A 24,416-nucleotide genomic window follows, 5' to 3' on the forward strand; every position below is an offset into this window, starting at 1 on the left:
TATTCTATGTGATAAAAATATTGTAAGCTTTTATATCTGTGGTTCAATTACATCCAAAAAGGTGTTTTAAAACCAACTTTTTATAAAAAGCATGATTACTAGTGTTTTATAAATAAGTTTTATTTAGGAAGTAAAAGGTAAAAAACACCAATATTAATATTGGTGTTTTTAAGCTATAGCTTTTCCTTTTTCGTATTGAGAACGCTTATTCTCAATAATTTTATTAGAAATCTTAATTATAAATTGAAAACCCCTTCAACTATTTTCAATTACTAATTTTTTAATTTCGCTAAGTAAATATACTCTAGAATAAGGAGTTAGGGGTTCGAAAACGTCCATTTTGGATGTTTTCGAACTGTCTTTTTATAAAATGAAAGTGGGTTTTTAGTTTTAAACGGCTAGTGATAAGCTTTTGAATTGAACAGGAGTGTGTCCAGTATGCTTTTTGAAAACTGTATAGAATGTAGATTTAGAATTGAATCCAGACTCTAGTCCTATAGAAGTTATTGTATAGCTAGTATAGTCGGGATCTAATAAAAGTGTTTTAGCTAAATCTATTCTCATTTCATTTAAGTAATCTGTAAAAGATTTTTTAGCAATATTGTTAATGATAAGAGAAAGTGTACTAGAACTTAGTTCTGTGTCTTTTGATAGATCCTGTAGAGTATATTTATTAAGTAAATATTTCTTTTTAGATCTAATAAACTTATCTATTTCTATAAACTGTTCTTTTTGTTTTTCTACTTGATTTTTAGAGAAGTTCTTCTCAGTGTTCAAATTAATTGTATCAACACTAAAGTCACCATTTAAATCAATTAGAAGAGACTCTCTAATTCTTTCACGTTCTTTTAATAGACGAATTTGTTTTAACCCTTGGTAACCTAACCAATAAATTAAGACGGTAGTATAAACTCTTAAAGGATAATAAGAGAATAAAAAACCGGTAAAGTTCATTTTTACTTTAACAATTAAAGCTAAAATCCAAAGAGCATACCCAATTGAAGTTAAAATGAAGAATGTATAAATCCATCTAAGATTATCAAAGGATAGAATTTTAGGAAACAGTTTTTCTTTTTTGTATAAAATGTAAAAAGAGTAAACAAAAATACTTAATGAAGTAACTAAACTAAAAATCTCTTCAATAGAAGTATATCGTTCATAAATAAAATTTAGGTATTCTCTAGATGCTGAATCACTGTAGTAAAGAACAAAACTAATTTGACCTAAAACAAGAATTAAAAAAAGAGGTATTATAATCTTTAATATTTTGTACGACTTTTCAGCAAGGTTTAAATAATGAATTAAAAACATGTACAAAAAAGGCATTGCTAAAAAGTGCCAAGGCACTTGCATATAGTCTAAAGCAAATTTATGTTGAACTAGCTCTTTTTCTAAAGCCCAAGATTGTATGTTATTTAATGATATAGTAAGTATTAATAAGTTTAGGTATATCATACTTTTTTCCCGTCCATTTTTAGAACAGAAAAGTATAATGCTAAAAGCGAAACCGTGAACGGCACTAACTAACAAAAAGAGATTAAAAAAATCTGCTGTAGTCAAAATAAAAAACTTTAAGAGTAGCTAAATATACAAAAAATGAATTACTGATGTAAATAGGCTATACTCTGTACTACATTTAAACCAGCTGTTTCAGTTCTAAGTCTATTTTCTCCTAAGGAAATAGGGATAAACTTCTTGTTTAATGACTCTTGGATTTCTTCATGAGAAAAATCTCCCTCAGGCCCAATAAGAATTGTGTATTTTGATTTTGGAGAAGCAATGTTTTTTAAAAACTTCTTTTCAGTATGTTCTTCACAATGAGCAATAAAAACTTCTTCTGAAAAATCGTTTTTTATAAAGTCAGAAAAGCTTGTAGGAGTGTTAAGTTTAGGTAATGTAAATTGTAGTGATTGTTTCATTGCAGATTGTACAATTCTTTGTAAACGATCAGTTTTTACAACTTTTCTTTCTGAGTTTTTACAAATAATAGGGGTTATTTCATCAATACCTATTTCTGTAGCTTTTTCTAAAAACCACTCTAAGCGATCGTTGTTTTTTGTAGGTGCTATGGCTACGTGTAAATAATAATCTCTTGTACGAGGTTTTTCTTCATACTTAATAATTTTGGCAATACACTTTTTATCATTTCCAATAATTATTTCAGCAAAAAAAAGGATACCATTTCCATTAGCGATATGTAATATATCTCCTTCTTTTTTTCGTAAAACACGAATTATATGACGACTTTCATCTTTATTGAAAGTAATTTCTTTTGAAGTAATTAATAAATCTGAATTATAAAAAAGTTGCATTATAAGTCGAGTTTGTATGTTCTTCTTCTTTTATGAATTTTAGGGCTAAAATCTTTCCAGATTTGATGAATTGCTTGGTTTTCTTCAAGTTCTGGTGTTCTAATACAATTCTGAATTCCTTTAGCTAAAAATATGGGGTGAAATTGCTCAAAAATAATAGCTGTAACTCCTTTGTTTTGGTATTCAGGATCAACTCCAATTAAATAAAAAGTAACATCTTTTGAGTTTTTTCGAGCATTTAGCAAGTGAAAAATTCCAAAAGGGAAAAGCTTTCCTTTTGCTTTTTGTAAAGCTTCAGAAAAAGAAGGCATTACAATAGCAAATGCCACTAATTTGTGATTTTCATCAACAACAAACTTTATATATTCAGGATTTATAAAGCTTATATACTTCTTTTTAAAATAAGCTATTTGAGCACTTGAAATAGGTACATAAGTAGATAGCTTTGAATAAGTCTTACTAAACAAATCAAACATCTCATCTACATAAGGCATTATTTTATCTGTAGAAGTAAAGTTCAAAGGAGTTAAGTTATACCTTCTTTTAATTATATTACTAGCCTTTCCATATTTTTTAATATCGACATTACTAAAAGAGAATATACTTTCAATATATTCTTTTTCTTTTGTGAATCCTAACTGTTCTAAGTGTTTAGCATAGTACGGATGATTGTACCAAGTAATCATGGTACCTATATAATCAAAACCTTCTATAAGAACTCCAGTTTTATCCAAGTTATTAAAACCGACAGGACCTTCCATATATTCTAGGTTGTTTTCACGACCTATTTCTGCAACTTTATTTAATAACGCTTTAGATACTTCTATATCATCAATAACATCAAACCAACCAAAGCGTATCTTTTTTATATGCTGTTTTTCTATTTCGTAAGAATTGATGATAGCTACAACTCTACCAACTATTTCATTGTTTTTTAAGGCTAAGAAAAAGCGAGCGTTGGCATATTCAAAAACAGGATTTTTATTCTTATCAAAACTTTCAATTTCATCCTTAATAATAGGAGGAACCCAGTACTTATTGTTTTTATAAAGAGAAAAAGGAAACTTAACAAACTGTTTCATTCCCTTTTTGGTAGTTATTTCTTTAATTTGAATCATTTTACAAATTTAAGGCTTTTAATTATCCTCCTTTTCTTTTTCCTTCTCTTTCTCTTCTTGTTCTTCTTTTTTGATTTCTTCTTCTAGCTTTTTTATCTCTTTTTCAAGTTTTAAACGCTCTTTTTCTTTACGCTTGGCTTCTTTTTCTTCTTCTTCTTTAATCTTCTTCTCAAGCTTTAAGCGTTCTTTTTCTTTGCGTTTGGCTTCTTTTTCGGCTTTCTTTTTAGCTTTTTTTGCGGCCTTCCTTTCTTCTTTAGCTGTTTTTTTCTTTTGCTTCTTGTCTTCTTTAACAATCAGATCAACTAAAGATTCTTGACGTTCTCTCTTAGGCTTTTCATTTAAAAGTTCTCCGTTACTTGAGTCGTTATCTAAATCAACTTTTCTTTTCTCTTTTTTAGAAAATAATTTACCTACTTTACTAAACATTCGACCAAAGAAATTTCTATTCTCGTCGTATTTAACAGGTTTTTCTTTCTCAATTTTGTTTCCAAACTCATCTATTTCAACAAACTCATCTTTGTGTCTATTGAGTCTGTATGATACCCCTAAAGAACTATAAACTCCAATTTCATCTTGTTGTAAGTTAGCTCTTAAAGAAGCATTAAACTGTAAGTTCTCACTAAAAAGATAGGCAGCACCTGCGCCTATATTAGTTTTTTTCTCATACTCTTCAAAAATACCCTGTATTTCAGCAAAACCAGACCAATAATCATTAAAGTTATAGGTACCTGTTACTATGTAAGAAAATTGAGAAAAATCAGTTCCAATATAATCATAATGTAGATTAGTAATTACATTTAGTTTGTCTGAAAACTCATTTTGTAATAAAATACCAACTTTAGGGCTAAAGCCACCTCTTTCATGATAATCGGTTAAGAAACTTCCAATATTAATGCCTGCCGAAACACCAATGTGAGGTATCCATCTTTTCCAGTCGAAAGAATGTCTTTTTTTCCAGCTTCTTATTTCTTTGCTCTTATCATCATATTTAGGAGCATAAATCATATATTTTGCTCCTAGACTAAATTGACTTAACCCTGTTTTATTATATGATGATTCAAAAATATTTTTAAATGCTATTTTATCTCTTTGTAAAGAAGTATTGAAGTTGAATTCTAGCTTTTCAGAAAAAAAACTAGTTCTAAAAAATAAATTTAAACCTAGAGCTTCAGGATTGCTGAAGGTAGGTGTAGCATTCATTTTTCTATAAAAAACACTTGTTTCAAATTGATAAACACCCGAACCAACACTATAAGGGCTTTCAGAAAAACCTGGTTTATTTGAATTTATAACAGGTGTATATTGCGCGTTAGCAGTTAAAATAGAACAAAAAACAAAAAGGATAAGAAGTTTCTTAATCATATAATAAATCCAAATTTTCAGGTTGTACAAACATACGTAAAAATACAATTACCTATATAATATAAGTTTTGTAAACTCTTAACGCTTCCTTTTGCTTCAAATTGTTATTTTTGATTGATTTTTTTATTTTAAGAAAAAAAGATGACATATTTAAATGAAGCTGGACCTGTGAATTTTTTAAAAACCATATTAATTATTCTGTTAGTTTATTATGCTATAAAGTTTTTAGCGAAACTTTTTGGACCATACCTAATAAAAAAAGCAGTAGACAAAGTACAAAAGAAAGCTGAACAACAGTATAGAAACCAACAACAAGCATCTGATGTTGAAGTAGGAAAAACTGTTATTGATAAAAAGCCAAGTAATTCGAAAGAAAGTAATAATTCTGTTGGCGAGTACGTTGACTATGAAGAAATAGACTAACCATGAACTTAAAGAAATTTTTACCGTTTGCAATAGCAATTATTGTTTTTGCAATAGCATCTGTATTGTATTTTAATCCGGTTTTAAGCGGAAAACAAATCAAACAAAGTGACATTACTCAATTTATTGGGATGTCAAAAGATGTAAAGGAGTATAGAGCTAAAAAAGGAGAAGAGCCTTATTGGCTAGATAATGCTTTTAGTGGAATGCCAGCTTATCAGGTAAGTGCTTACTATCCGAATGATTTTGTACGTTATATTGATAAAGCAATCCGTTTTTTACCTAGACCTGCCGATTATCTTTTCTTATATTTTTTAAGTTTTTTCTTATTATTAACTGCCTTAAAAGTAGATTGGAAGCTAGCTATTTTAGGAAGTTTGTCCTTTGGGTTTTCTACCTACCTGATAATTATCTTTGGCGCAGGACACAACGCGAAAGCACATGCTATAGGCTATATGCCAATGGTGATTGCAGGAGTAATTTATATTTTTAGAAAGCGATATTTACTCGGGTTTATTCTAACAGCCTTAGCAATGGCTTTAGAAATTTATTCAAACCATCCTCAAATGACTTATTATTTAGGATTTTGTTTGTTGATTTTGGCAATTGTTGAAGGTGTTGAAGCTTTCAAATCGAGAACATTACCTGTGTTCCTTAAACAATCAGCTATTTTGGTTGCAGCAATGTTAATTGGTATTGGAGCTAATTCTACCAGACTGTTAGCAATGAAAGAATATGCAGATTATAGTACGAGAGGAAAATCAGAACTAACAATTAATCCTGATGGAACACCAAAAGAAAAGTCTACTGGGTTAGATAAAGAGTATATAACAGAATATAGTTATGGAATTGCAGAAACATTTAATTTGATAATTCCTCGTTTTATGGGAGGAGGAACAGTTGAAGAGTTAGGAGAAGATTCAAACTTTTATCAAGTTTTAGAGCAAAATGCAGGTAGAAGTGTAGCAAAAGAGTATTCTAGTCAAGTGTTAACTTATTGGGGAAAACAGCCTATAGTTGAGGCGCCAGCTTATATTGGTGCAATAGTTTTTTTCTTATTCTTTTTAGGGATTTTCTTAGTAAAAGGACGATTAAAACATTGGCTGGTTGCAGCTGCCATTTTTTCAATTGTATTAAGTTGGGGTAAAAACTTCTCTATAATAACTGATTTCTTTATTGATTATATACCTTTATATAATAAATTTAGAGCAGTTTCGTCTATTCAAGTAATAGCAGAATTATGTGTTCCGTTATTAGGTGTTTTAGCATTAAAAGAATTTTTCTCTTCTGAGAATTCTTCCGAAGAAAAAGAAAATGCAGTAAAAAAAGCTTTTTATATAGTAGGAGGAATTTCTATATTATTCGTACTGTTTGGATCTAGTTTGTTTGCTTTTGAAGGATCACGTGATGCACAATACCAGCAGCTTCCAGAATTAATCGATGCTTTAATTGCAGATAGGAAATCAATGTTATTTAACGATAGTTTACGTTCTCTTTTATTGGTTTTAGCTGTTGCAGGAATGTTGTGGTTTTATTTGAAAGGAAAACTAAAGCAAGTACCTGTGTTAATTGTATTGGGAGGATTGATGATTTTTGATTTAGTCTCAATAGACGCTAATTATGTTAATAAGGAAGATTTTACTTCAGCTAGAAGAGTGCAAAAACCATTTACAGCAACAAAGGCTGATACAGAAATTTTAAAGGATACAGGAAATTATCGAGTAGTTAATTTTAGTGTAAGTCCTATGCAAGATGGTAGAACTTCTTATTTCCACAATTCGATAGGAGGTTACCATGCTGCCAAAATGAAACGTTATCAAGAGTTGTTTGATTATCAAATAGCTAAAAATAATATGGAAGTACTAAATATGTTAAACACCAAGTACTTTATTATTAGTGATGAACAATTTCAAGAAAATCCTGAGGCGAATGGAAATGCATGGTTTGTAAACTCATTGAAAAAAGTATCTTCAGCTAATGAAGAAATTATAACATTAGATAGTTTGAATACTAAATCAGAGGCGGTTATTAACTCAGAGGATTTTAATGTAAAAGCAGATGTATTTCAAAAAGATTCAATTGCTACCATTAATCTAGTTAAGAAAGATCTTACTGAATTGATATACGAAGCAAGTACTACTTCAAAACAATTTGCTGTGTTTTCTGAAATATATTACAAAGATGGATGGAAGGCTTATATTGATGGAGAAAGTGTGCCATATTATAGAGTAAACTATGTTTTAAGAGGAATAGAAGTCCCTGCAGGAAAACATAAAATAACTTTTAAATATGAGCCTACAGTAATTAAAACAGGAAGTTTGTTGTCTTTACTTTGTTATGCTTTACTACTAATAATACCTATTGGTTGGTTTGTTATAAAAAAGAAGAAGAACTAGTTTTCAATACCTTTTAAGAAAGCAGAAGGAGTTATACCAATGTGTTTTTTAAATGCTCTTGTAAAAGCAGATGCGTTGGTGTAACCTATTTCTTCAGCAATTGCTTGTATAGAGTATTTTCTAAAGGTTTTATCTGTCTTTAATTTTCCTACCACATAATTAATTTTAAGTTTAGTACAATACTGCTTGAAGGACTCTTCATGATGTTTGTTAAAAACAAAGGAAATATAAGTAGTGTTGGTATCTAATTTATCAGCAATATAGTTGATTGAAAATTCAGGTTTTAGAAAATCTAAGTTTTTAGTAACATTCTTAAATTCGTTAAGAATTTTAGTTTCTAAGGATTCATCAATATTATATTCTTTTTTTTCTATTTCAACAGGTTTGTTTTTATTCATTATTAAAATAAGTTCTTTTTTCTTTTCTTTCTCTTTTCTTATGAGATAAAAAGTGATAATGAAAAAAGTTAGTAGTAAGATGGCAAAAGAAATAATAAGGTTACGTTGTTTTGTAGCTTCTCTTTTTTCTATTGTTTTATTGAGTTGTTGAGCTTGCTCAAAGTTGTTATTATAGAATAAGTTAAATGTTTTATCCTTAGTGTTTTTTGCTAAATTATATTGGTCTAAAGTAAGTTTAGAGTATTTGTAAGCACTGTCTAACTTATTTAAGTTGTTATATTCCTTAGAAAGTATGTCGTAAATAGTAATTAGTTTACTCGTTTCACATTTCTCTTGATTTTTTAAAAACTTGTTTGAGTAGTGAATAGTAGAATCAGAATTTTTTAAGTTGTGAAAACAAACAGCTCTCTGAAAATACTCTCTATGAAGATAAGGGTATCCATTACTTATGTTTTTATAATTATTAATTAAATCAACTGCTTTAGAAAATTCTTTTCTAGCCATTAAAACCTCAGTTTTCCTAAAATTATAAATTATCTCAGAGTCTTTATGAGGAGGGGCAAATACTTGTGCTATTTTGTAAGCTTCATCATAGTAATATGAAGCTGAATCGATATAAATTGTCTTACTTTTATTTTTATTTAGTAGTAGGTATATATTTCCTAACTTGTTTAAGAGGTTAGCTTTTTGTTGTAAAAAAAAAGGATCAGTCTTTAGAACATCAAAAACTTCAGATTTACTCTCATTATAAGCGTTCAATAAAATATTTTTAGCTTCAAACTCCATGCTTAGCGCTTGCTTTATAATCGCCTTTGAAATTTTAATAGACAGTTTATATCTCAAATATTTGTTATGTTTCTTATCGGGGTATTCTTCATTTACTTTGTGCATTTGAACTAGAAATTCATAAGCTTTTTTATAATTCTCTTGATTCTTTTTTATCCAAAATAATCTATTGAGAGCAGATATCTTTCCTGCATAGTAAGATTTTCTTTTATTTAATGCGACTTCTTTTTGATTGGAAGTTTTTAGGTAGTGATTGGATAATTCTAAAAGTTGTTGGGCTATTTTTTCTGCTTTTTTATATTTTTTTTGCCTGTGATAGATATAAGCCTCTACAGATAACGTTTTTAATATAGTGACCTCATTTTTAGAAAGCTTTAATTTTTTTACATAAAAAAGAGTACTGTCACTATTATTGTGTTTGTAGTAATCCAGTTTATTTATATAAATAGAGTCTAAAAGCTTTGTTTGAGAAACACTTTTCTTTGAAAAAGAAAGAATAATAAATATGAAAAGTAGATATCTGGTCATTTTTATATAAAAATCAAAAGGAGAATTTATGCTTTTTACGAAAAGCAATCTTAAAAAATCAAATATAGTATTTTTGTTGATGCTTTTTATAAAATACGGTATATAATACTTTTTTTTAGGATAGAACAATAGTATGTTTGTTGTATGTAAAACGTACTATTAACTAGGTACGGGTTGCTATGGAAAATTATAAAGGTAAAAGCGAGGAAATGATTTCTTCGCTTTTTTTATGTTTTATAAAAGTATAAAAAACGTATTCTTACTTCAGTTGTGCTTAATGGTAAAATAATAATACATTTGCTTAAAAATAAACCAATGTATTCTAAGTTGCCAAAAAAGAGATATGAACATACTCTTAAATTCCTACAAAAACACCTTCCTGCACCAGCTACGATATTAGATTTGGGAGTTAGAAACCCTTTTAGTGAGATAATGGAAGAAAGCGGTTATAAGGTTTATAATACAAATGGAGAAGATTTAGATTTATTACCCGAAATAGTAAAAGAATATAGAGTAGATGCTGTAACAGCCTTTGAAATTTTTGAGCATTTATTAGCCCCATTAAATGTGCTTAGAGAAATAGAGTCACCTAAAATAATAACTACAGTACCACTCAAATTATGGTTTGCAAATGCTTATAGGAGCCAAACTGATATGTGGGATCGACATTACCACGAATTTGAAGATTGGCAATATGATTGGTTGTTAGAAAAAGCAGGATGGACTATCATTGATAAAGAAAAATGGACAAGCCCGATTAACCAGATTGGAATCAGACCAATCCTAAGAAAATATACATCTAGGTATTATGCAGTTTATGCAGAAAAAACAAAAAAATGAGTAAAAAAATCCTAATAGTTGTTGGTACACGACCAAATTTTGTTAAAATAACACAATTTAAAAGGTATGCTAAACAATTGAATGTAGATTTAAAAATAGTTCATACAGGTCAACATTATGATGAAAAGATGTCTGAAATATTTTTAAAACAGTTTACTATAGAAGTAGATTATTTATTGAATATTATAGGTAAAAGTCCAAATAGTTTAATAGGAGAAATAATGATTAAACTTGAAGAAATTATTTATGAATTTAAACCAGATTTGTTATTGTCTGTAGGAGATGTAAATTCTACTTTAGCTGCTTCAATAACAGCGAATAAGCTTAATGTTAAGTTAGGGCATATCGAAAGTGGTTTACGAAGTTTTGATAGAGAAATGCCTGAAGAAGTTAATAGAATCTTAACAGATGAAATATCAGATATTTGTTTTGTGACTGAATATAGTGGAATAAAAAACCTAAAAGAGATAGGAAAACAAGACTATCAAATTGCTTATGTTGGTAATACAATGATAGATACTCTGCTTAGTTTTGATTTTGAAATAGAAAGATCAACGGTATTAGAAAATATAGGGTATAATAATTATATACTTATTACAATGCATAGACCAAGTAATGTTGATGCCAAAAATGATTTAGAAAAAATTATTAGTCTACTAAAAGAGCTAACCATAAAGCATAAAGTTGTTTTTTCTATGCATCCAAGAACAAAGAATAGTTTTATAAACCATAACTTATTGTCAGTTCTTGATTCGATTGATAACTTAAAAGTAATACCGCCGCAAAATTATTTTGCTTTTCAAAAACTAATAAAATATTCTTTTTGTGTAATTACAGATAGTGGAGGAATTCAAGAAGAAACTACTTTTAGAAAAATTCCTTGTATTACACTTCGTGAGAATACCGAACGCCCAGTGACAATTACAGAAGGGACGAATGTATTAATGTCTTTTGATAATGAGAAAATTTTAAGCCTTTTAGATGCTATTAAGAATAGCACGTTTAAACAAGGGACTGTTCCATATTTATGGGATGGAAAAGCCACTGAAAGAATCTTAAAAAAATGTCTTGACTTTTTATCATGAGTTACATAGGTATGATTGTTGACGCTCCATATCCGAATGATATACGAGTTAGAAAAGAAGCAGAGTCGTTAGTTGAAAATGGAAAAAAAGTAGTAGTTATATGTCCTCGAAAAAAAAATGAGCTTCAACGTGAAGTAATAAATGGAGTTGATGTTTTTAGGATAGGTAATAATTATACAAATACAAAAAAAGGACTACATGATATTTTTGAGAGTACTTTTAATATTAACCTCCTTTTTTTCTTCGGAATAAAAAAAGCATTAAAACAATTTAATATACAATTTTTACATGTTCATGATTTGCCTTTAGCTGGAACAGGATACTTCTTTAAATCTAAAATGAAAAGAATAATCTTAGACTTGCACGAGAATTACCCAGAAGCTTTAAAAACGTGGTTTGCTTGGAAGAAAAATCCGATAATAAAACTAAAGAATATGATTTTTATGAATCCTAATCTTTGGTCAAAAAAAGAAGAAAAGTATTGTAAAGAATATGATGTAGTTGTATGTGTTGTAGAAGAAATGAAACAAAAATTAATTTCTAACTTTAAAATTGAACCACAAAAATTAGTAGTAGTATCAAATTATGAGAAAAAAGAATTTGTAGAAAATTTTTTAAGTTCAGAAATACAAAGCATTATTACTAACAAAAACTTCTCAATAACTTATGTTGGTGGATTAGGTCCACACAGAGGTCTTGATACAGCAATCAAGGCTATGCCTAAAATAGTAGAGGAAATCCCCAATGCAAAACTTTTTTTAATAGGCAAAGGAAGTAAAAACGTTGAAGATAAATTACAAGAAATAACCAAAGAGTTTAATATGCAGCAATATGTTAAGTTTGTAGGATATAGGCCGTTTAATGAAGTTTCAACAATAATGAGAGAATCTAATGTAAATATAATTCCTCATAAATCTAATGGTCATACAGATAATACAATACCTCATAAGTTGTTTCAAATAATGATGAGTAAGAGTTTATTATTGGTGAGTTCATGTAAGCCGTTAAAACGAATCGTGGAAACGTATGATTGTGGTGTGGTTTTTAAAGCGGATAATATTAATGATTTTGCTGAAAAGGTTATAATGATTCATGACAATGAAAATAAACTCTCTTCAAAAAGAGCAAACGCTTTTGACGCTGTTATGAACAAAGGAGAAAATTGGGAAGAAGAAAGTAAAAAGTTACATAGTTTATATACTATATCATAATTTGAAAGTATTAATAATTACATATTATTGGGTTCCAGCAGGTGGATCAGGAGTACAACGATGGTTAAAGTTTGTTAAATATTTAAGAGATTTTAAAATAGAACCTGTAATTTTTACGGTAGATGAGGCTAAATACCCCATTACAGATGCATCATTAGAAAAAGATATTCCAAACGGAATAGAGGTGATTAAAAATCCAATATGGGAACCTAATAACCTATTATCTATTTTTAAGAAGAAAGAAACTAAAACAAGTGCTGGTTTTTTAGATCCGAATCCAAGTTTTATTGGTAGATTGATGCAGTATATTCGAGCGAATTATTTTATTCCAGATGCACGTAAATTTTGGGTGACACCGTCTGTAAAAAAACTCAAAAAGTATCTAAAAGAAAATACTATTGATGCAATTATAACGACTGGACCACCACACAGTATACATTTAATAGGGTTGCAACTAAAAAAAGAACTAGGAGTAAAATGGATAGCTGATTTCAGAGACCCATGGACAGATATAGATTACTTTCATCAACTACCACTCACGCAAAAATCTAAAGCTGCACATCACCAATTGGAGCAGGAAGTATTAAGATATGCTGATGCGACATTAGTGGTAGGAAAAACAATGAAAAAGAACTACGGAAAATTTTCTAATAATATTCACGTTATTACTAATGGTTTTGACATGGAAGAGAATGCAGAAACAAACGTAATACTCGATAAAAAGTTTTCAATCACTCACATTGGTTTAATGAATGCTGATAGAAATCCAAAAATACTCTGGGAAGCTTTATTTGAGTTAAGTTCAGAAAATAAAGAGTTTGCTAAAGATTTAGAAATAAAACTTATCGGAAAAACAGCTGATGAAGTAACTAGCAGCTTAACTAAATGTCAGTTTAAAAATATAACTAAGATAGAATACGTTCCACATAACGAGGTGCAACAATATCAAAGAGCATCGCAAATTTTGTTGTTAGCAGTTAATAAAGTACCAAGTGCTAAAGGAATTATAACAGGTAAAATTTTTGAATATTTACAAGCAAAACGCCCTATCTTAGCAGTGGGACCTGTTGATGGTGATTTAGCAGAAATTTTAGTAAAAACCAACGCAGGAACAATTGTTGACTTTGATGATAAAGCTAAAATGAAACAGACAGTAAAACAATTGTATTATCAATATAAAAAAGATGATTTACAAATAGCTTCTAATAATATAGCACAATATCATCGAAAACAATTGACAGAGCAATTATCTATGATACTTAAACAAGTTGTAAATTCTTGAAAAAAATAGTAACTATATTAGGAGCACGTCCTCAATTTGTAAAAGGAGCTGTGCTAAGCAGAGTAATTCAAAAATATACTGAAATAGAAGAAGTAATAGTACACACAGGGCAACATTTTGATGCTAACATGAGTGCTGTTTTTTTTGATGAAATGCAAATACCTAAACCCAAATACAATTTAAATATAAATGGCTTAAGTCATGGTGCTATGACCGGGCAGATGTTAGAAAAAATCGAAGATATTTTACTAGTTGAAAAACCAGATGCAGTTGTTGTTTATGGAGATACAAACTCAACACTAGCAGGGGCTTTAGCAGCTAAAAAACTACATATAAAAGTGGTGCATATTGAAGCGGGCTTACGTTCATTTAATATGCAGATGCCTGAAGAGATTAACCGTATTTTGACTGATAGAATAGGAAACCTTTTAAGTTGTCCGACAGAAATAGCAGTGTCAAACTTAAAGGATGAAGGGTTTGATAATTTTGATATTTTGATAGAAAAGCATGGTGATATCATGAAAGATGCTGTAGAATTTTATAGTAAATTATCAGAAGAAAAATCAACTATTATTAAAGATTTAAGTCTAGAGAAAAATGAGTTTGTACTAGCAACAATTCATCGTCAAGAAAATACAGATGATGAGAATAAGTTGGTTAATGTTTTTTCAGCCTTAGAAGAGATTCATAAAACAAAACAAGTAGTACTTCCTTTACATCCGAGAACAAAGAAGATGTTAGAGAAATATAAATTACAACCGCATATTACTTTTATAGAACCTGTTGGGTATTTTTCAATGTTAGAATTGTTGAAAAATTGTTCTTTGGTCATTACTGATAGTGGAGGGTTACAAAAGGAAGCCTTTTTTAATAAAAAGTTTTGTGTAATAGCTCGAGAGGAAACTGAATGGAAAGAGTTGGTGGATAACGGATATGCTACTATAACAGGAACTAATTCAGAAAAAATAATAAAGCATTTTCAACAGTTCTTAAAGAAGTCTAAAGGTTTTAATGAACCATTATATGGAGAGAATGTAGGAGAAAAGATATATGAATCAATACTAAAATTAATAAAAGAATAAATTGGGAATTGTATTTAAACAATCGTTCAAAAACACTTTAATAATCTACTTAGGGTTTTTAATAGGAGGTATTAATACCCTAGTACTATATACCCGATTTTTAGGGGATGAGTATTATGGATTAGCAACATATGTTTTTTCAGCTTCAAACTTGATTATGCCTGTAACAGCTTTCGGAGTTCATTTTACCATTATCAAATTTTTTTCAGGGTATACTTCAAAGGTAGAAAAAGATAAATTCTTAAGCTCTGTAATTTTCTTACCTCTATTTATAGCAATTCCAATTGGATATTTTTGGAATTTTTTCCATAACTGGATTATGAGTTATGTTGTAGAAAGCGGATCTAATGATAACCTAATAATTGAAGACTATACTATTTACATTTATATAATAGCTGTAGCTTGTGCTTACTTTGAAGTGTTCTATTCTTGGGCAAGAGTACAAATGCAATCAGTTTTTGGGAATGTTTTAAAAGAGTTATACAATAGAGTAGCAGTAATGATTTTACTTTTTGCTGTTTATTTTCATTTCATAACAAAAGAAGAGTTTTTAGTATATATGTCAGTGGCATACATATTTAGAGTATTGTTAATGATGACTTATGCTTTTCGTTTATATACCCCAAAATTTGCATTCAGTTTACCAAATAACTTTAAAGAAGTTTTACGATATACTTTTTATATAATTTTAGCAGGTAGTGCAGGAGCTATTATACTAGATATAGATAAAGTAATGATACCAGGAAAAGAAGGTTTTGCTACAGCTGCATATTATACAGTAGCTGTATTTATAGGAACTTTTATAGAAGCACCAAGTAGAGCAATGGGACAAATTTTACAACCATTAACTTCTAAGGCGCTTAATGAAAATAACCCAAAAGAAACAGAAAACTTATATAAAAAAAGCTCCATAAACTTATTATTGATTGGAGGATTGTTTTTTGTATTAGTGAATTGTAATGTAGAAGAGTTATTCAGACTTATGCCTAATAAAAACTATGGAGAAGAAGGAGTATTAGTCGTATTATTGATTTCATCTGCAAAATTATTTTTAATGTCATTAGGAAGCAATGGTGCTATTATAAGTAATTCTAAATTTTACCGTATAACACTACCTGTGGGCTTAGGAATGGCCATTTCGGTGTATTTTTTAAATATTTACTTTTTTAATGATCTAGAGATGGGAACAAAAGGGTTGGCATTGGCTACACTTATAACTATTATAGTATTTAACACTTTTAAGCTATGGTTTGTTAAAGAAAAGTTTAATATGACTCCTTTTACCAATAAAACATTTTTAATGACCCTTATTATCTTAATTATGTTTTTAGGGTTCAATTTTTGGGACTTTTCAGTACCTGAGTTCAATCTATTTAATTTTCCAATTCACCCGATAGTTAACATTATTTTAAAAAGTATATTAATTATTGCAGTTTATGTTTTCGTAGTAGTAAAGTTATCTATTTCTGAACAGATAAATAATTTAGTGAAAAGGTATATAAAATAAAAAGACCTGCACACAAAGGGAACAAGTCTTTTCTTAATAATAAGGGGGAATGAAACATTAAAAAGGGGGAAATGCTTCGGCGACAAATATATATAAAATAAATAAACAACCTCTTAATTTGTGTTAAAAAATTATTGATTATTTAGTTTCTTTTTAATTCTGCTAAGTTGTACAGGAGAAATGTTTAGGTATGAAGCAATGTGACGTTGTGTAATTAGCTTGTCAATACCAGGGATCCTTTTTTTTAAAGCTATATACCTTTCTGTTGAAGTAAGTGTAGAAATATCCAAGAGTAACTCCTCTGCCTTTAAATAAGCGTTTTCAAGAGCTTTTATATAGAATAAACTATACTCTTTATACTTTAAAGTCAACTCAATAAGTTTGTTAAAATCTCCTTTGTAACCAGTTACCTCAGTTAAAGCTTGATAGTTTACTTCCGAAGGGCTTTTTTGCATCATTGCAGAGTTTGCTCCAGAGATATCACCAGAAATAAAAAAAGCTCTAGTTGTTTCTGTTCCTTTTTCATTCAATAAATAGGATCTCATTATACCTGTTTTGACTATGAAAAAGTCATTTGAGTATTCGCCTTCTTTAGTAAATATTTCATTGGGTTTCAATTCTACATATGTAACTATACCTTCAAAGAGAGAGACTAAATAATCAGGTAAGTCAATAAATAGATGAACAAAGTTTTTTATATCATCATTCATAATTAACAAGTTATATGATAATAGTGAGGGTAAAAGACTAAGTTAACAAAAAACTTTTACTTATTGAAAATAAAAGACAGACCTAACTTTAAGGGGAAATTAGGTCTGAAATATGTTAAGGGGTATGTAACTTGTTAATTACAGTGACAAATGTAAATTAGTTTTATAGTATAGCCATTAACATATGTTAATAATTGTAACTATTTCTAATTCTACTAAGTTGAACAGGAGTAATGTTAAGGTATGAAGCTATATGATATTGATTAATAAGGTTGTCAATATTTGGATAGTTTTCCTGTAGTTTTTTATACCTCTGGGTTGCGTCCAACATTTGTAGTTCTAAAATTTTTGATTCTTCTCTAATGTATATGTTTTGCAGTATTTTATAGTGGAAAATAGAAATTTCATGATGTTGTAAAGAGAGCTTGTAAAAATCGTGATAGTCACATTCCAAAACTTCACAGTCAGTTAAGCATTCGTAAATTAACTCAGAAGGCTCGTTTTTAATCAAAGCACCTAGGTTACCAGATGTAATTACTGGTGTGTAAAGAGTTTTGGTGTGTTCTTTTCCTTTGATATCTATGTTGTATGACCTTATAATGCCCTCTTTCAAGATATATATATTCGTAGGCTTCTGGCCTAAAGAAACTAGTTCATAGTTTTTAGGAAACTTTTTAATAGATAGAATATTAAAAATTCTATTTAAAGCATCTTCAGATAAAGGGTGGAAATTTTGGGAAAACTCTCTAAAAAACTCCATAAGTAAAATAATGAAAGGATGAAATAATTAGAGGGGACTATTTCAAATTTACATTAATTTTTTCTAAAAAGCTAATAGTATTAGCACCTTCCATAAACAAAAGATCTAAAATAGATAAATTAGGTATAAATCCGTATTTATCATCAAACATTTGAATATAAGTGTCCATTTCTATTTCAATTCCTTTTTTAGCAATAGCTAGAGCTCTAAAATCTGTGCTTTCAGGGTTTAGTTCGTAACTAGTAGTTTTGTTAAATTGCTGTTTAATTTGTAGAGCATCTGTAACAAATAAATGAGTGTCAATATTCAGATCTTGTAAAAAGGTATATTTTTTATTGAAAATAGCTAGTAAGTCATCTTCAAAAAACTCAAAAAAAGGAGAGGAACGATAGGCTGATTGTAATGATTTAAAATGTTGTTGTTGCCATGGGAAATCATTTTCAACTAAGGTATCTTTTGTTTTTTTTCTACCCTCTTTTGTTTTATGTTTAACAGGAATATTTAAGGCTAGTTTACCGTTAGCTCCATAAATATAACAACGATTTCGATAGGTTTGTTTTTGATAATTATCTTCTACTTCAAAAGTAATAGCATCCGATTGATAGATTGCTGCATACTGTGAGATAGGAGCAAAGTACGTAGGGATAAAAAGTGACATTATGCTTTCTTCTTTTTACTTTTTCTAAAACTATACACAATATAACCTCCAATTAATAATAAAACTAACCAAAGATAAGAAACTGGTTTACCGCTACCGCCAACAGTTGTAAACATTCTATCCCAACGAATAGAGTTTAATTTAGCGATAAAATTAGGTGCGTTAGCATCCCAACTTAACCAAATCATTACGGGTTTACCAACTACGTGGTCAAAAGGTACGTATCCCCAATTTCTAGCGTCTAATGAGCGTTGACGATTGTCTCCCATCATCCAGTAGTAATCTTGCTTAAAAGTATATTCTGTTGCCTTCTTACCATTGATGTAAATGTCGTCTCCAAAAATGGTTAAATTATTATTCTCATATCTTCGGATAATTTGTTCATAAAAAGGAATTGTTTTAGAGTTTAATTCAACAGTAACTCCCTTTTTAGGAATATATATTGGTCCAAAATTATCAGCAGACCAAGCATATTTTGGATCGTGAGGGAAAACAGATTTATCATAAGCTCCTTTTGGAGTTATATGCTTTTCTATACTTTTTACAATAGGGTTTTTAGCAATTAAAGCAGCTTCTTCATCTGTTAAGTTTAAAGCATATCTGCCATCGGGCATCAATTGTCCTTCTCTAATATTATATCTAGAAATAGCCCCTTGACTGAATTTTTCTCCATCAGTATCAATAAAAAAGTACCATTGCGGCTTTGCTCTATCAGGTAATACAGTTTTCTCTCCATTAATAAATACATAACCATCACGTACTTCTAAGCTATCACCAGGAATTCCTACTGCACGTTTTACATAGTTAGTACGTTTGTCAATTGGTTTATAGGTAAATTTTCCAGAATTATCTCCCCACATAGTGGCAAGTGAATCTGAAGGCCAGCTAAAAACAACAATATCATTACGCTTAATTTTTTGAAAACCAGGAATACGCATATAAGGTAAAGAAAGCTTGTTTAATAAACCTTCCTTGTTCTTATCATCAGATAAAAATGATTTTATACCCAATCCAGGAATTGTATCATGTGCCATAGGAGCTGCAATAGTAGTCATTGGTACACGAGCACCGTAATGAAATTTACTCACAAATAAGTAATCACCAACTAATAAAGTTTTCTCTAATGATGATGTAGGAATGGTATATGGTTGCATGAAATAAGTATGCACTAAAGTAGCAGCAATAATAGCAAAAGAAATAGAGCTAACCCACTCACCTAAAGGAGATCTAGGTTTCAAACTTCTATTTTCTATATGCTTTGCATCAGAAAAATAATTGATGTAATAGATATATAACCCTAAAGTTAGAATAGCTAAAATAGTGTCAGGTCTTTTGTTAAAACCAAAACTTCTACAAGTTTCAACCCAAATTATAGGAAACATTAATAAGTTTACAACAGGGATAAACAATAAAATAACCCACCATTTTGGACGATTTATTATTTGCATTAACACTATAGCATTGTAAACAGGTACAGCAGCTTCCCAAGCTTTTTTACCAGCTTTAGTGTATAGTTTCCAAGTACCTAAAAAATGAACAACTTGTATGAATAAAAAGAATAAAAACCATTCAGTAAATGTCATAATCTATATATTTTGTAGTTCCTTGTAAGGAATAAAATTCAATATTATTTGTGTGTTTTTAGAGTTGTTTGTTACGTTATTAACCTAAGTTTAACACATCTCGCATAGTAAAAACACCTGTTTTATCATTTAACCACTCAGCAGCAATTACAGCACCCAAAGCAAAGCCTTGACGATTATGAGCAGTGTGTTTAATATCAATAGTATCTATTTCAGAATTATAAGTCACGGTGTGGGTACCCGGAACATCTGGAGTTCTGATAGCTGTAATAGGGATATTTTCTTCTGATGTTTTTTCGTCTAATTCCCAAGCTTTTTTGTTAGTGTTTTCAATAACACCTTCTGCTAATGTAATCGCAGTACCACTTGGAGCATCTAATTTTTTAGTATGATGAATCTCTTCAATAGAAATATTGTACTGTTCTAAAGTACTCATCATTTTAGCAAGTTGTTTGTTTAATTCAAAGAAAACATTAACACCCAAGCTAAAGTTAGAGGCATAAATAAATGCGCCTTTCTTTTCATTACATAAATTAACGATATCTTCGTATTTATCTAACCAACCAGTGGTTCCTGAAATAACAGGAATATTATTGTTAATACAATTACTGATGTTGTCGTATGCAGAAGAAGGAATACTAAAGTCTATTGCTACATCAGCTTCTGTTATATCATACACTTCTTTCCCAGAAGCTTTTATAACAATTTCATGACCTCTTTGTAAAGCAATTTTTTCAATTTCTTTACCCATTCTACCATAACCAAGTAAGGCTATTTTCATCTTAAAAAGAATATTTTAGTGTTAGACCAACTTTTGGAGCTTCAATAAATAAAGGATCGGGAGTTATTACTGGTTTTACAGATAAACTATCATCTGTGTCAAATTGTAATAAATGTGCATTAACACTAGCTTCAACAATTTGTAAAACATATAAAAGTACACCAGTTAACAATGATAAATCTCTGTTTTTACGTAAAGTTTTCTGTGCACTTTCTAAACCCGCTGTAGAAATAAGAACAGTTCCATCATCTCTAGTAAATTCGTCTTTTATTCCTTGTTTACGAAGTTTAAAGGCTGTTCGGTAGCGATCATATTGATCACTATTATCAATATAAAAATAAGCACTGGCCCCCATTGCTGCCCATACTATAGGAGCTTTCCAATATTTGCCATTATAAATTTGTCCGCCTCCAGGAAAAATAGCCGAATAAAAGGCTGCTTTTGAAGGTGACAAAGGATTGTATTTATCGCTAGTTAACTGAAGTTGTTTTGCTCTAACGGCAATAGAATCTTTTTGAGCAAAAGTATTTTGAAACAAAAAAAGACTAAAAAAAGCGAATATGATTATACGTACGTTCAATTACTTTAGTAAGTTTTTAATACGATTAAAGTCTTCTTCAGAATGAAAAGGAATAGAAATTTTACCTTTACCACGATTGTTCACTGTAACGTCAATTTTATGTCCAAAATAGTCGCTAATATCCTTAACACTTTCGGAAATATAATTAGGTAAAGCTTTCTTTTTTGCTGTTTTTGCAACCTTACCAGCTTTTAAGTTTTTTACAAGTTCTTCAGTTTGACGTACTGATAGTTTATCACGAACAATTTTCTCATAAATGTTTAATTGATCAGAGTTACTATCAACATTAATCAATGCACGACCGTGCCCCATTGAAATAAAACCATCACGCATTCCTGTTTGAATAATAGGGTCTAGCTTAAGTAAACGTAAATAGTTAGTAACCGTTGAACGTTTTTTACCTACACGAGTACTTAGTTCTTCTTGAGTAAGTTGAATTTCATCAATTAAACGTTGATAAGAAAGAGCAACTTCAATAGGGTCTAAGTTTTTACGTTGGATATTTTCAACCAACGCCATTTCTAACATTTCCTGATCGTTCGCTAAACGAATGTAAGCAGGAACTGTTTTGTTACCAATAAGTTTAGAAGCTCTAAAACGACGCTCTCCAGAAACTAATTGAAATTTGTCACTAGATAGTTTACGTACAGTAATAGGCTGAATAACTCCTAATTCTTTAATAGAACTAGCTAATTCGCGCAACGCTTCCTCATCAAAATAAGTTCTAGGTTGGTATGGATTTACGTCTATTGAGTTTATATCAATCTCAATAATATTTCCAACTAACTTATCTGCATTTTTGTCTTCTGCTGAATTTACTTCTGCAGTTTCCTTTAATAATGCTGATAAACCTCTACCTAAAGCTTGTTTTTTTGTTGCTTTTGCCATTTACAGTAATTATGCGTTTTTAGTTAAAATTTCGTTCGCCAAATTTAAGTAATTTACGGCACCTTTACTTGTTGCATCGTATGAAATTATACTTTCGCCATAACTTGGTGCTTCACTTAAACGAATATTTCTATGTACTATTGTTTCAAAAACCATAGAACTGAAGTGTTTACGTACTTCATCTACAACTTGATTAGATAAACGTAAACGAGAATCGAACATGGTTAATAATAAACCTTCTATTTCTAACTCTTGATTATGTATTTTCTGAACACTCTTAATTGTGTTTAATAATTTTCCTAAACCTTCTAAAGCAAAGTATTCACATTGAATAGGAATAACAACAGAGTCAGCTGCTACAAGAGAATTTAAGGTTATTAAACCTAAAGAAGGAGCACAATCAATTAAAATAAAATCATAATCATCTTTAATATCTTCTAAGGCCTTTTTTAACATGTACTCACGTTGTTGCTTGTCTACCAATTCAATTTCAATGGCTACTAAATCAATATGAGCAGGGATTAAGTCAACGTTTGGAGAATCTGTTTTTAAAACAGTGTCCTTTGCAGGAATCGTATGTTCTAAAACCTGATATGTTCCAATTTCTACACTTTCAACGTCTAAACCTAAACCAGAAGTAGCATTTGCTTGGGGATCAGCATCAATTAACAATACTTTTTTTTCTAAAACACCTAAAGCCGCAGCTAAGTTTACAGATGTAGTAGTTTTACCTACGCCACCTTTTTGATTTGCAATTGCAATAATTCTACCCATTATAATTTATAAAGTTTGAAAGAGGTAAATTTACAATTATTTATCATTTTTGAAAGAGAAAGACGTTAATAAAAATGATTAAGTTCATAATTGCCACTCATCAAAAGAATTAATTCATATTTATTTTTAATAAGCTAAAATTAAATCCTCTTTTTTTTTGGGTTTTTTCCCCTCTTAAAGTATAGTTTTTAACATTCTTTACATTAAAGGTTCAATCATACTTTTGAAGTATTCTTTTTTAACTAGTTAAAAGAATGGGGTATGTAGATTATAGAATCTGCTAAACTTAATCGCGGCAACCGAAAAGCGAACGAGTAGGTAAAACTAAATAAACTTTAATTATTACATGAAAAAAATTATTACAGTAATCATGTTAAGTATCATGATTATATCTTGCAAAGAAGAGGAGGTAAAAGAAAAAACTCAAATAAAAGAAATTGAGCTATCTAGAGAAAGTGGTTCTAATATGTTGCGTTTTACAACTGCTGAAGAATTAAAAGCGTTTATTTCACAGCATCATGAATCTGAAACAGATCTATTAGATGAAGCAAGAAGAATGTCAGAAGAAGGGAAGTATAATCCATTATTATTAGTTTATAACTTAGAGACAGATGAAGCAGAAAAGTTAGGAATTAATGAAAAAGAGGTTCCCCTAGTAAGTTCTAATGATGACATGTTGTTGTTGTTACTAAACGAAGACGGTGAAATAGGAATTCAGGATAAGATCTTTAGAATTGATGGAGAATTTGTTTACACATACACAGAAGGAAGTTCAAGTCAAATAAACGAATTTTTATCAGCTTACAAAGAAGGTAAAGTAGAAATAGAAAAAGGAAAAACTATTGAGTATACCAAAGACTTAAGTGTGTATATGCACAACAACAAGTTAGAAAGAGATGACGTAAGTGCAAAAGGAGCTACTTCATATGCTTATTTCAATAGTAACTATAGGATGAAAGCCAGACAGTATAATGGATATTGGGTTTTTTATAGTTCTATAGGGGCTAAGACGAAGGTTCAAAAGCGTAAGAAATTTTTATGGTGGTCAAATTGGAAAACTGTAAAAACAGATAACAGATTAGAGTATGAGTTAAGTTATAAAGTTTATTCAACTTTTGGGTTTCCAACTGTAACGCTCAATGCTTCTGGTCATAAATATTGTTATTGTAATTCAGCTAACAAAGTGTACGACTGGTCGGTAGGTTTTCCTATTGCACCTAATGTTTATGTTCCTCAGGAAGGTCAAACGAAGCACTGGGCACATTGGTATAGTACAACTCCAAATACTGTTTCAACTACATTAATTTATTAGAAACAGAAGTTTAAAATTTAAGTTATTAAATAAAAAAAAC

The 24,416-nt window shown here is 29.7% G+C and carries 22 protein-coding genes; 9 read left to right on the forward strand and 13 right to left on the reverse strand.

Annotated features, from left to right (window positions below; translation table 11 throughout):
• Positions 1 to 390 precede the first annotated feature (390 nt).
• The 4 genes from ACKTTR_RS05985 to ACKTTR_RS06000 all read right to left on the reverse strand — a co-directional run bounded on the left by ACKTTR_RS05985 (position 391) and on the right by ACKTTR_RS06000 (position 4,792).
• Complete coding sequence (locus ACKTTR_RS05985) at positions 391 to 1,455, reverse strand: helix-turn-helix domain-containing protein (protein ID WP_408026966.1); 1,065 nt, start codon at positions 1,453 to 1,455, stop codon at positions 391 to 393.
• A gap of 146 nt (positions 1,456 to 1,601) precedes the next feature.
• Positions 1,602 to 2,312 (reverse strand): 16S rRNA (uracil(1498)-N(3))-methyltransferase, encoded by a 711-nt coding sequence (locus ACKTTR_RS05990; RefSeq protein ID WP_408026967.1) that lies wholly within the window; start codon positions 2,310 to 2,312, stop codon positions 1,602 to 1,604.
• Positions 2,312 to 3,430 (reverse strand): GTP cyclohydrolase, encoded by a 1,119-nt coding sequence (locus ACKTTR_RS05995; RefSeq protein WP_408026968.1) that lies wholly within the window; start codon positions 3,428 to 3,430, stop codon positions 2,312 to 2,314. The genes ACKTTR_RS05990 and ACKTTR_RS05995 overlap by 1 nt, the downstream gene beginning before the upstream one ends.
• A gap of 18 nt (positions 3,431 to 3,448) precedes the next feature.
• Positions 3,449 to 4,792 (reverse strand): transporter, encoded by a 1,344-nt coding sequence (locus ACKTTR_RS06000; protein ID WP_408026969.1) that lies wholly within the window; start codon positions 4,790 to 4,792, stop codon positions 3,449 to 3,451.
• Positions 4,793 to 4,933: 141 nt separating this feature from the next.
• Here ACKTTR_RS06000 and ACKTTR_RS06005 point away from each other — a divergent pair, with 141 nt between their 5' ends.
• Positions 4,934 to 5,215, forward strand: a complete 282-nt coding sequence (locus tag ACKTTR_RS06005) for a DUF4834 family protein (protein WP_408026970.1) — start codon at positions 4,934 to 4,936, stop codon at positions 5,213 to 5,215.
• 2 nt (positions 5,216 to 5,217) lie between these two features.
• Entirely contained in the window at positions 5,218 to 7,611 is a 2,394-nt protein-coding gene (locus ACKTTR_RS06010) for a YfhO family protein (RefSeq protein WP_408026971.1), read from the forward strand.
• On the opposite strand, the gene ACKTTR_RS06015 is transcribed toward ACKTTR_RS06010, so the two are convergent.
• Positions 7,608 to 9,323 (reverse strand): helix-turn-helix domain-containing protein, encoded by a 1,716-nt coding sequence (locus ACKTTR_RS06015; RefSeq protein ID WP_408026972.1) that lies wholly within the window; start codon positions 9,321 to 9,323, stop codon positions 7,608 to 7,610. The two genes, ACKTTR_RS06010 and ACKTTR_RS06015, sit on opposite strands and share 4 nt — an antisense overlap.
• 315 nt (positions 9,324 to 9,638) lie before the next feature.
• Between ACKTTR_RS06015 and ACKTTR_RS06020 the strand changes: the two genes are divergently transcribed.
• The 6 genes from ACKTTR_RS06020 to ACKTTR_RS06045 are packed head-to-tail and all read left to right on the forward strand — an operon-like array spanning position 9,639 to position 16,330.
• Complete coding sequence (locus tag ACKTTR_RS06020) at positions 9,639 to 10,163, forward strand: methyltransferase domain-containing protein (RefSeq protein ID WP_408026973.1); 525 nt, start codon at positions 9,639 to 9,641, stop codon at positions 10,161 to 10,163.
• Positions 10,160 to 11,248 (forward strand): non-hydrolyzing UDP-N-acetylglucosamine 2-epimerase, encoded by a 1,089-nt coding sequence (gene wecB / locus ACKTTR_RS06025; RefSeq protein ID WP_408026974.1) that lies wholly within the window; start codon positions 10,160 to 10,162, stop codon positions 11,246 to 11,248. Before ACKTTR_RS06020 ends, wecB (ACKTTR_RS06025) begins: the two co-directional genes overlap by 4 nt.
• Positions 11,245 to 12,459, forward strand: coding sequence for a glycosyltransferase (locus ACKTTR_RS06030; protein ID WP_408026975.1), 1,215 nt, complete (start codon positions 11,245 to 11,247; stop codon positions 12,457 to 12,459). Before wecB (ACKTTR_RS06025) ends, ACKTTR_RS06030 begins: the two co-directional genes overlap by 4 nt.
• 1 nt (position 12,460) lies before the next feature.
• Positions 12,461 to 13,741 (forward strand): glycosyltransferase family 4 protein, encoded by a 1,281-nt coding sequence (locus ACKTTR_RS06035; protein WP_408026976.1) that lies wholly within the window; start codon positions 12,461 to 12,463, stop codon positions 13,739 to 13,741.
• Positions 13,738 to 14,823 carry a non-hydrolyzing UDP-N-acetylglucosamine 2-epimerase gene (gene wecB / locus ACKTTR_RS06040; RefSeq protein ID WP_408026977.1) on the forward strand — a complete coding sequence of 362 codons (1,086 nt, stop codon included), beginning with the start codon at positions 13,738 to 13,740 and terminating at the stop codon, positions 14,821 to 14,823. The genes ACKTTR_RS06035 and wecB (ACKTTR_RS06040) overlap by 4 nt, the downstream gene beginning before the upstream one ends.
• Position 14,824: 1 nt before the next feature.
• Positions 14,825 to 16,330, forward strand: a complete 1,506-nt coding sequence (locus ACKTTR_RS06045; RefSeq protein WP_408026978.1) for a lipopolysaccharide biosynthesis protein — start codon at positions 14,825 to 14,827, stop codon at positions 16,328 to 16,330.
• A 131-nt stretch (positions 16,331 to 16,461) separates the two neighbouring features.
• On the opposite strand, the gene ACKTTR_RS06050 is transcribed toward ACKTTR_RS06045, so the two are convergent.
• From ACKTTR_RS06050 to ACKTTR_RS06085, 8 genes are all read right to left on the reverse strand, one after another.
• Positions 16,462 to 17,040 (reverse strand): Crp/Fnr family transcriptional regulator, encoded by a 579-nt coding sequence (locus ACKTTR_RS06050; RefSeq protein WP_408026979.1) that lies wholly within the window; start codon positions 17,038 to 17,040, stop codon positions 16,462 to 16,464.
• A gap of 187 nt (positions 17,041 to 17,227) precedes the next feature.
• Positions 17,228 to 17,800, reverse strand: a complete 573-nt coding sequence (locus ACKTTR_RS06055) for a Crp/Fnr family transcriptional regulator (RefSeq protein WP_408026980.1) — start codon at positions 17,798 to 17,800, stop codon at positions 17,228 to 17,230.
• Between the two features lie 37 nt (positions 17,801 to 17,837).
• Positions 17,838 to 18,458, reverse strand: coding sequence for a WbqC family protein (locus ACKTTR_RS06060; RefSeq protein ID WP_408026981.1), 621 nt, complete (start codon positions 18,456 to 18,458; stop codon positions 17,838 to 17,840).
• Entirely contained in the window at positions 18,458 to 20,041 is a 1,584-nt protein-coding gene (gene lepB, locus ACKTTR_RS06065; protein ID WP_408026982.1) for a signal peptidase I, read from the reverse strand. The genes ACKTTR_RS06060 and lepB overlap by 1 nt, the downstream gene beginning before the upstream one ends.
• A 79-nt stretch (positions 20,042 to 20,120) precedes the next feature.
• Positions 20,121 to 20,822 (reverse strand): 4-hydroxy-tetrahydrodipicolinate reductase, encoded by a 702-nt coding sequence (gene dapB / locus ACKTTR_RS06070; RefSeq protein WP_408026983.1) that lies wholly within the window; start codon positions 20,820 to 20,822, stop codon positions 20,121 to 20,123.
• A 1-nt stretch (position 20,823) separates the two neighbouring features.
• Positions 20,824 to 21,402 (reverse strand): DUF5683 domain-containing protein, encoded by a 579-nt coding sequence (locus ACKTTR_RS06075; RefSeq protein ID WP_408026984.1) that lies wholly within the window; start codon positions 21,400 to 21,402, stop codon positions 20,824 to 20,826.
• Complete coding sequence (locus ACKTTR_RS06080; RefSeq protein ID WP_047789667.1) at positions 21,403 to 22,290, reverse strand: ParB/RepB/Spo0J family partition protein; 888 nt, start codon at positions 22,288 to 22,290, stop codon at positions 21,403 to 21,405. It abuts the gene before it with no gap.
• 9 nt (positions 22,291 to 22,299) lie between these two features.
• Positions 22,300 to 23,064, reverse strand: a complete 765-nt coding sequence (locus tag ACKTTR_RS06085; RefSeq protein WP_125067900.1) for a ParA family protein — start codon at positions 23,062 to 23,064, stop codon at positions 22,300 to 22,302.
• A 346-nt stretch (positions 23,065 to 23,410) separates the two neighbouring features.
• Here ACKTTR_RS06085 and ACKTTR_RS06090 point away from each other — a divergent pair, with 346 nt between their 5' ends.
• A complete protein-coding gene (locus tag ACKTTR_RS06090; protein ID WP_408026985.1) occupies positions 23,411 to 24,376 on the forward strand; it encodes a hypothetical protein in 966 nt (321 codons plus the stop codon).
• Positions 24,377 to 24,416 lie beyond the last annotated feature (40 nt).

The sequence above is a fragment of the Tenacibaculum litoreum genome, assembly GCF_964513915.1.
GTDB lineage: Bacteria > Bacteroidota > Bacteroidia > Flavobacteriales > Flavobacteriaceae > Polaribacter > Polaribacter litoreum.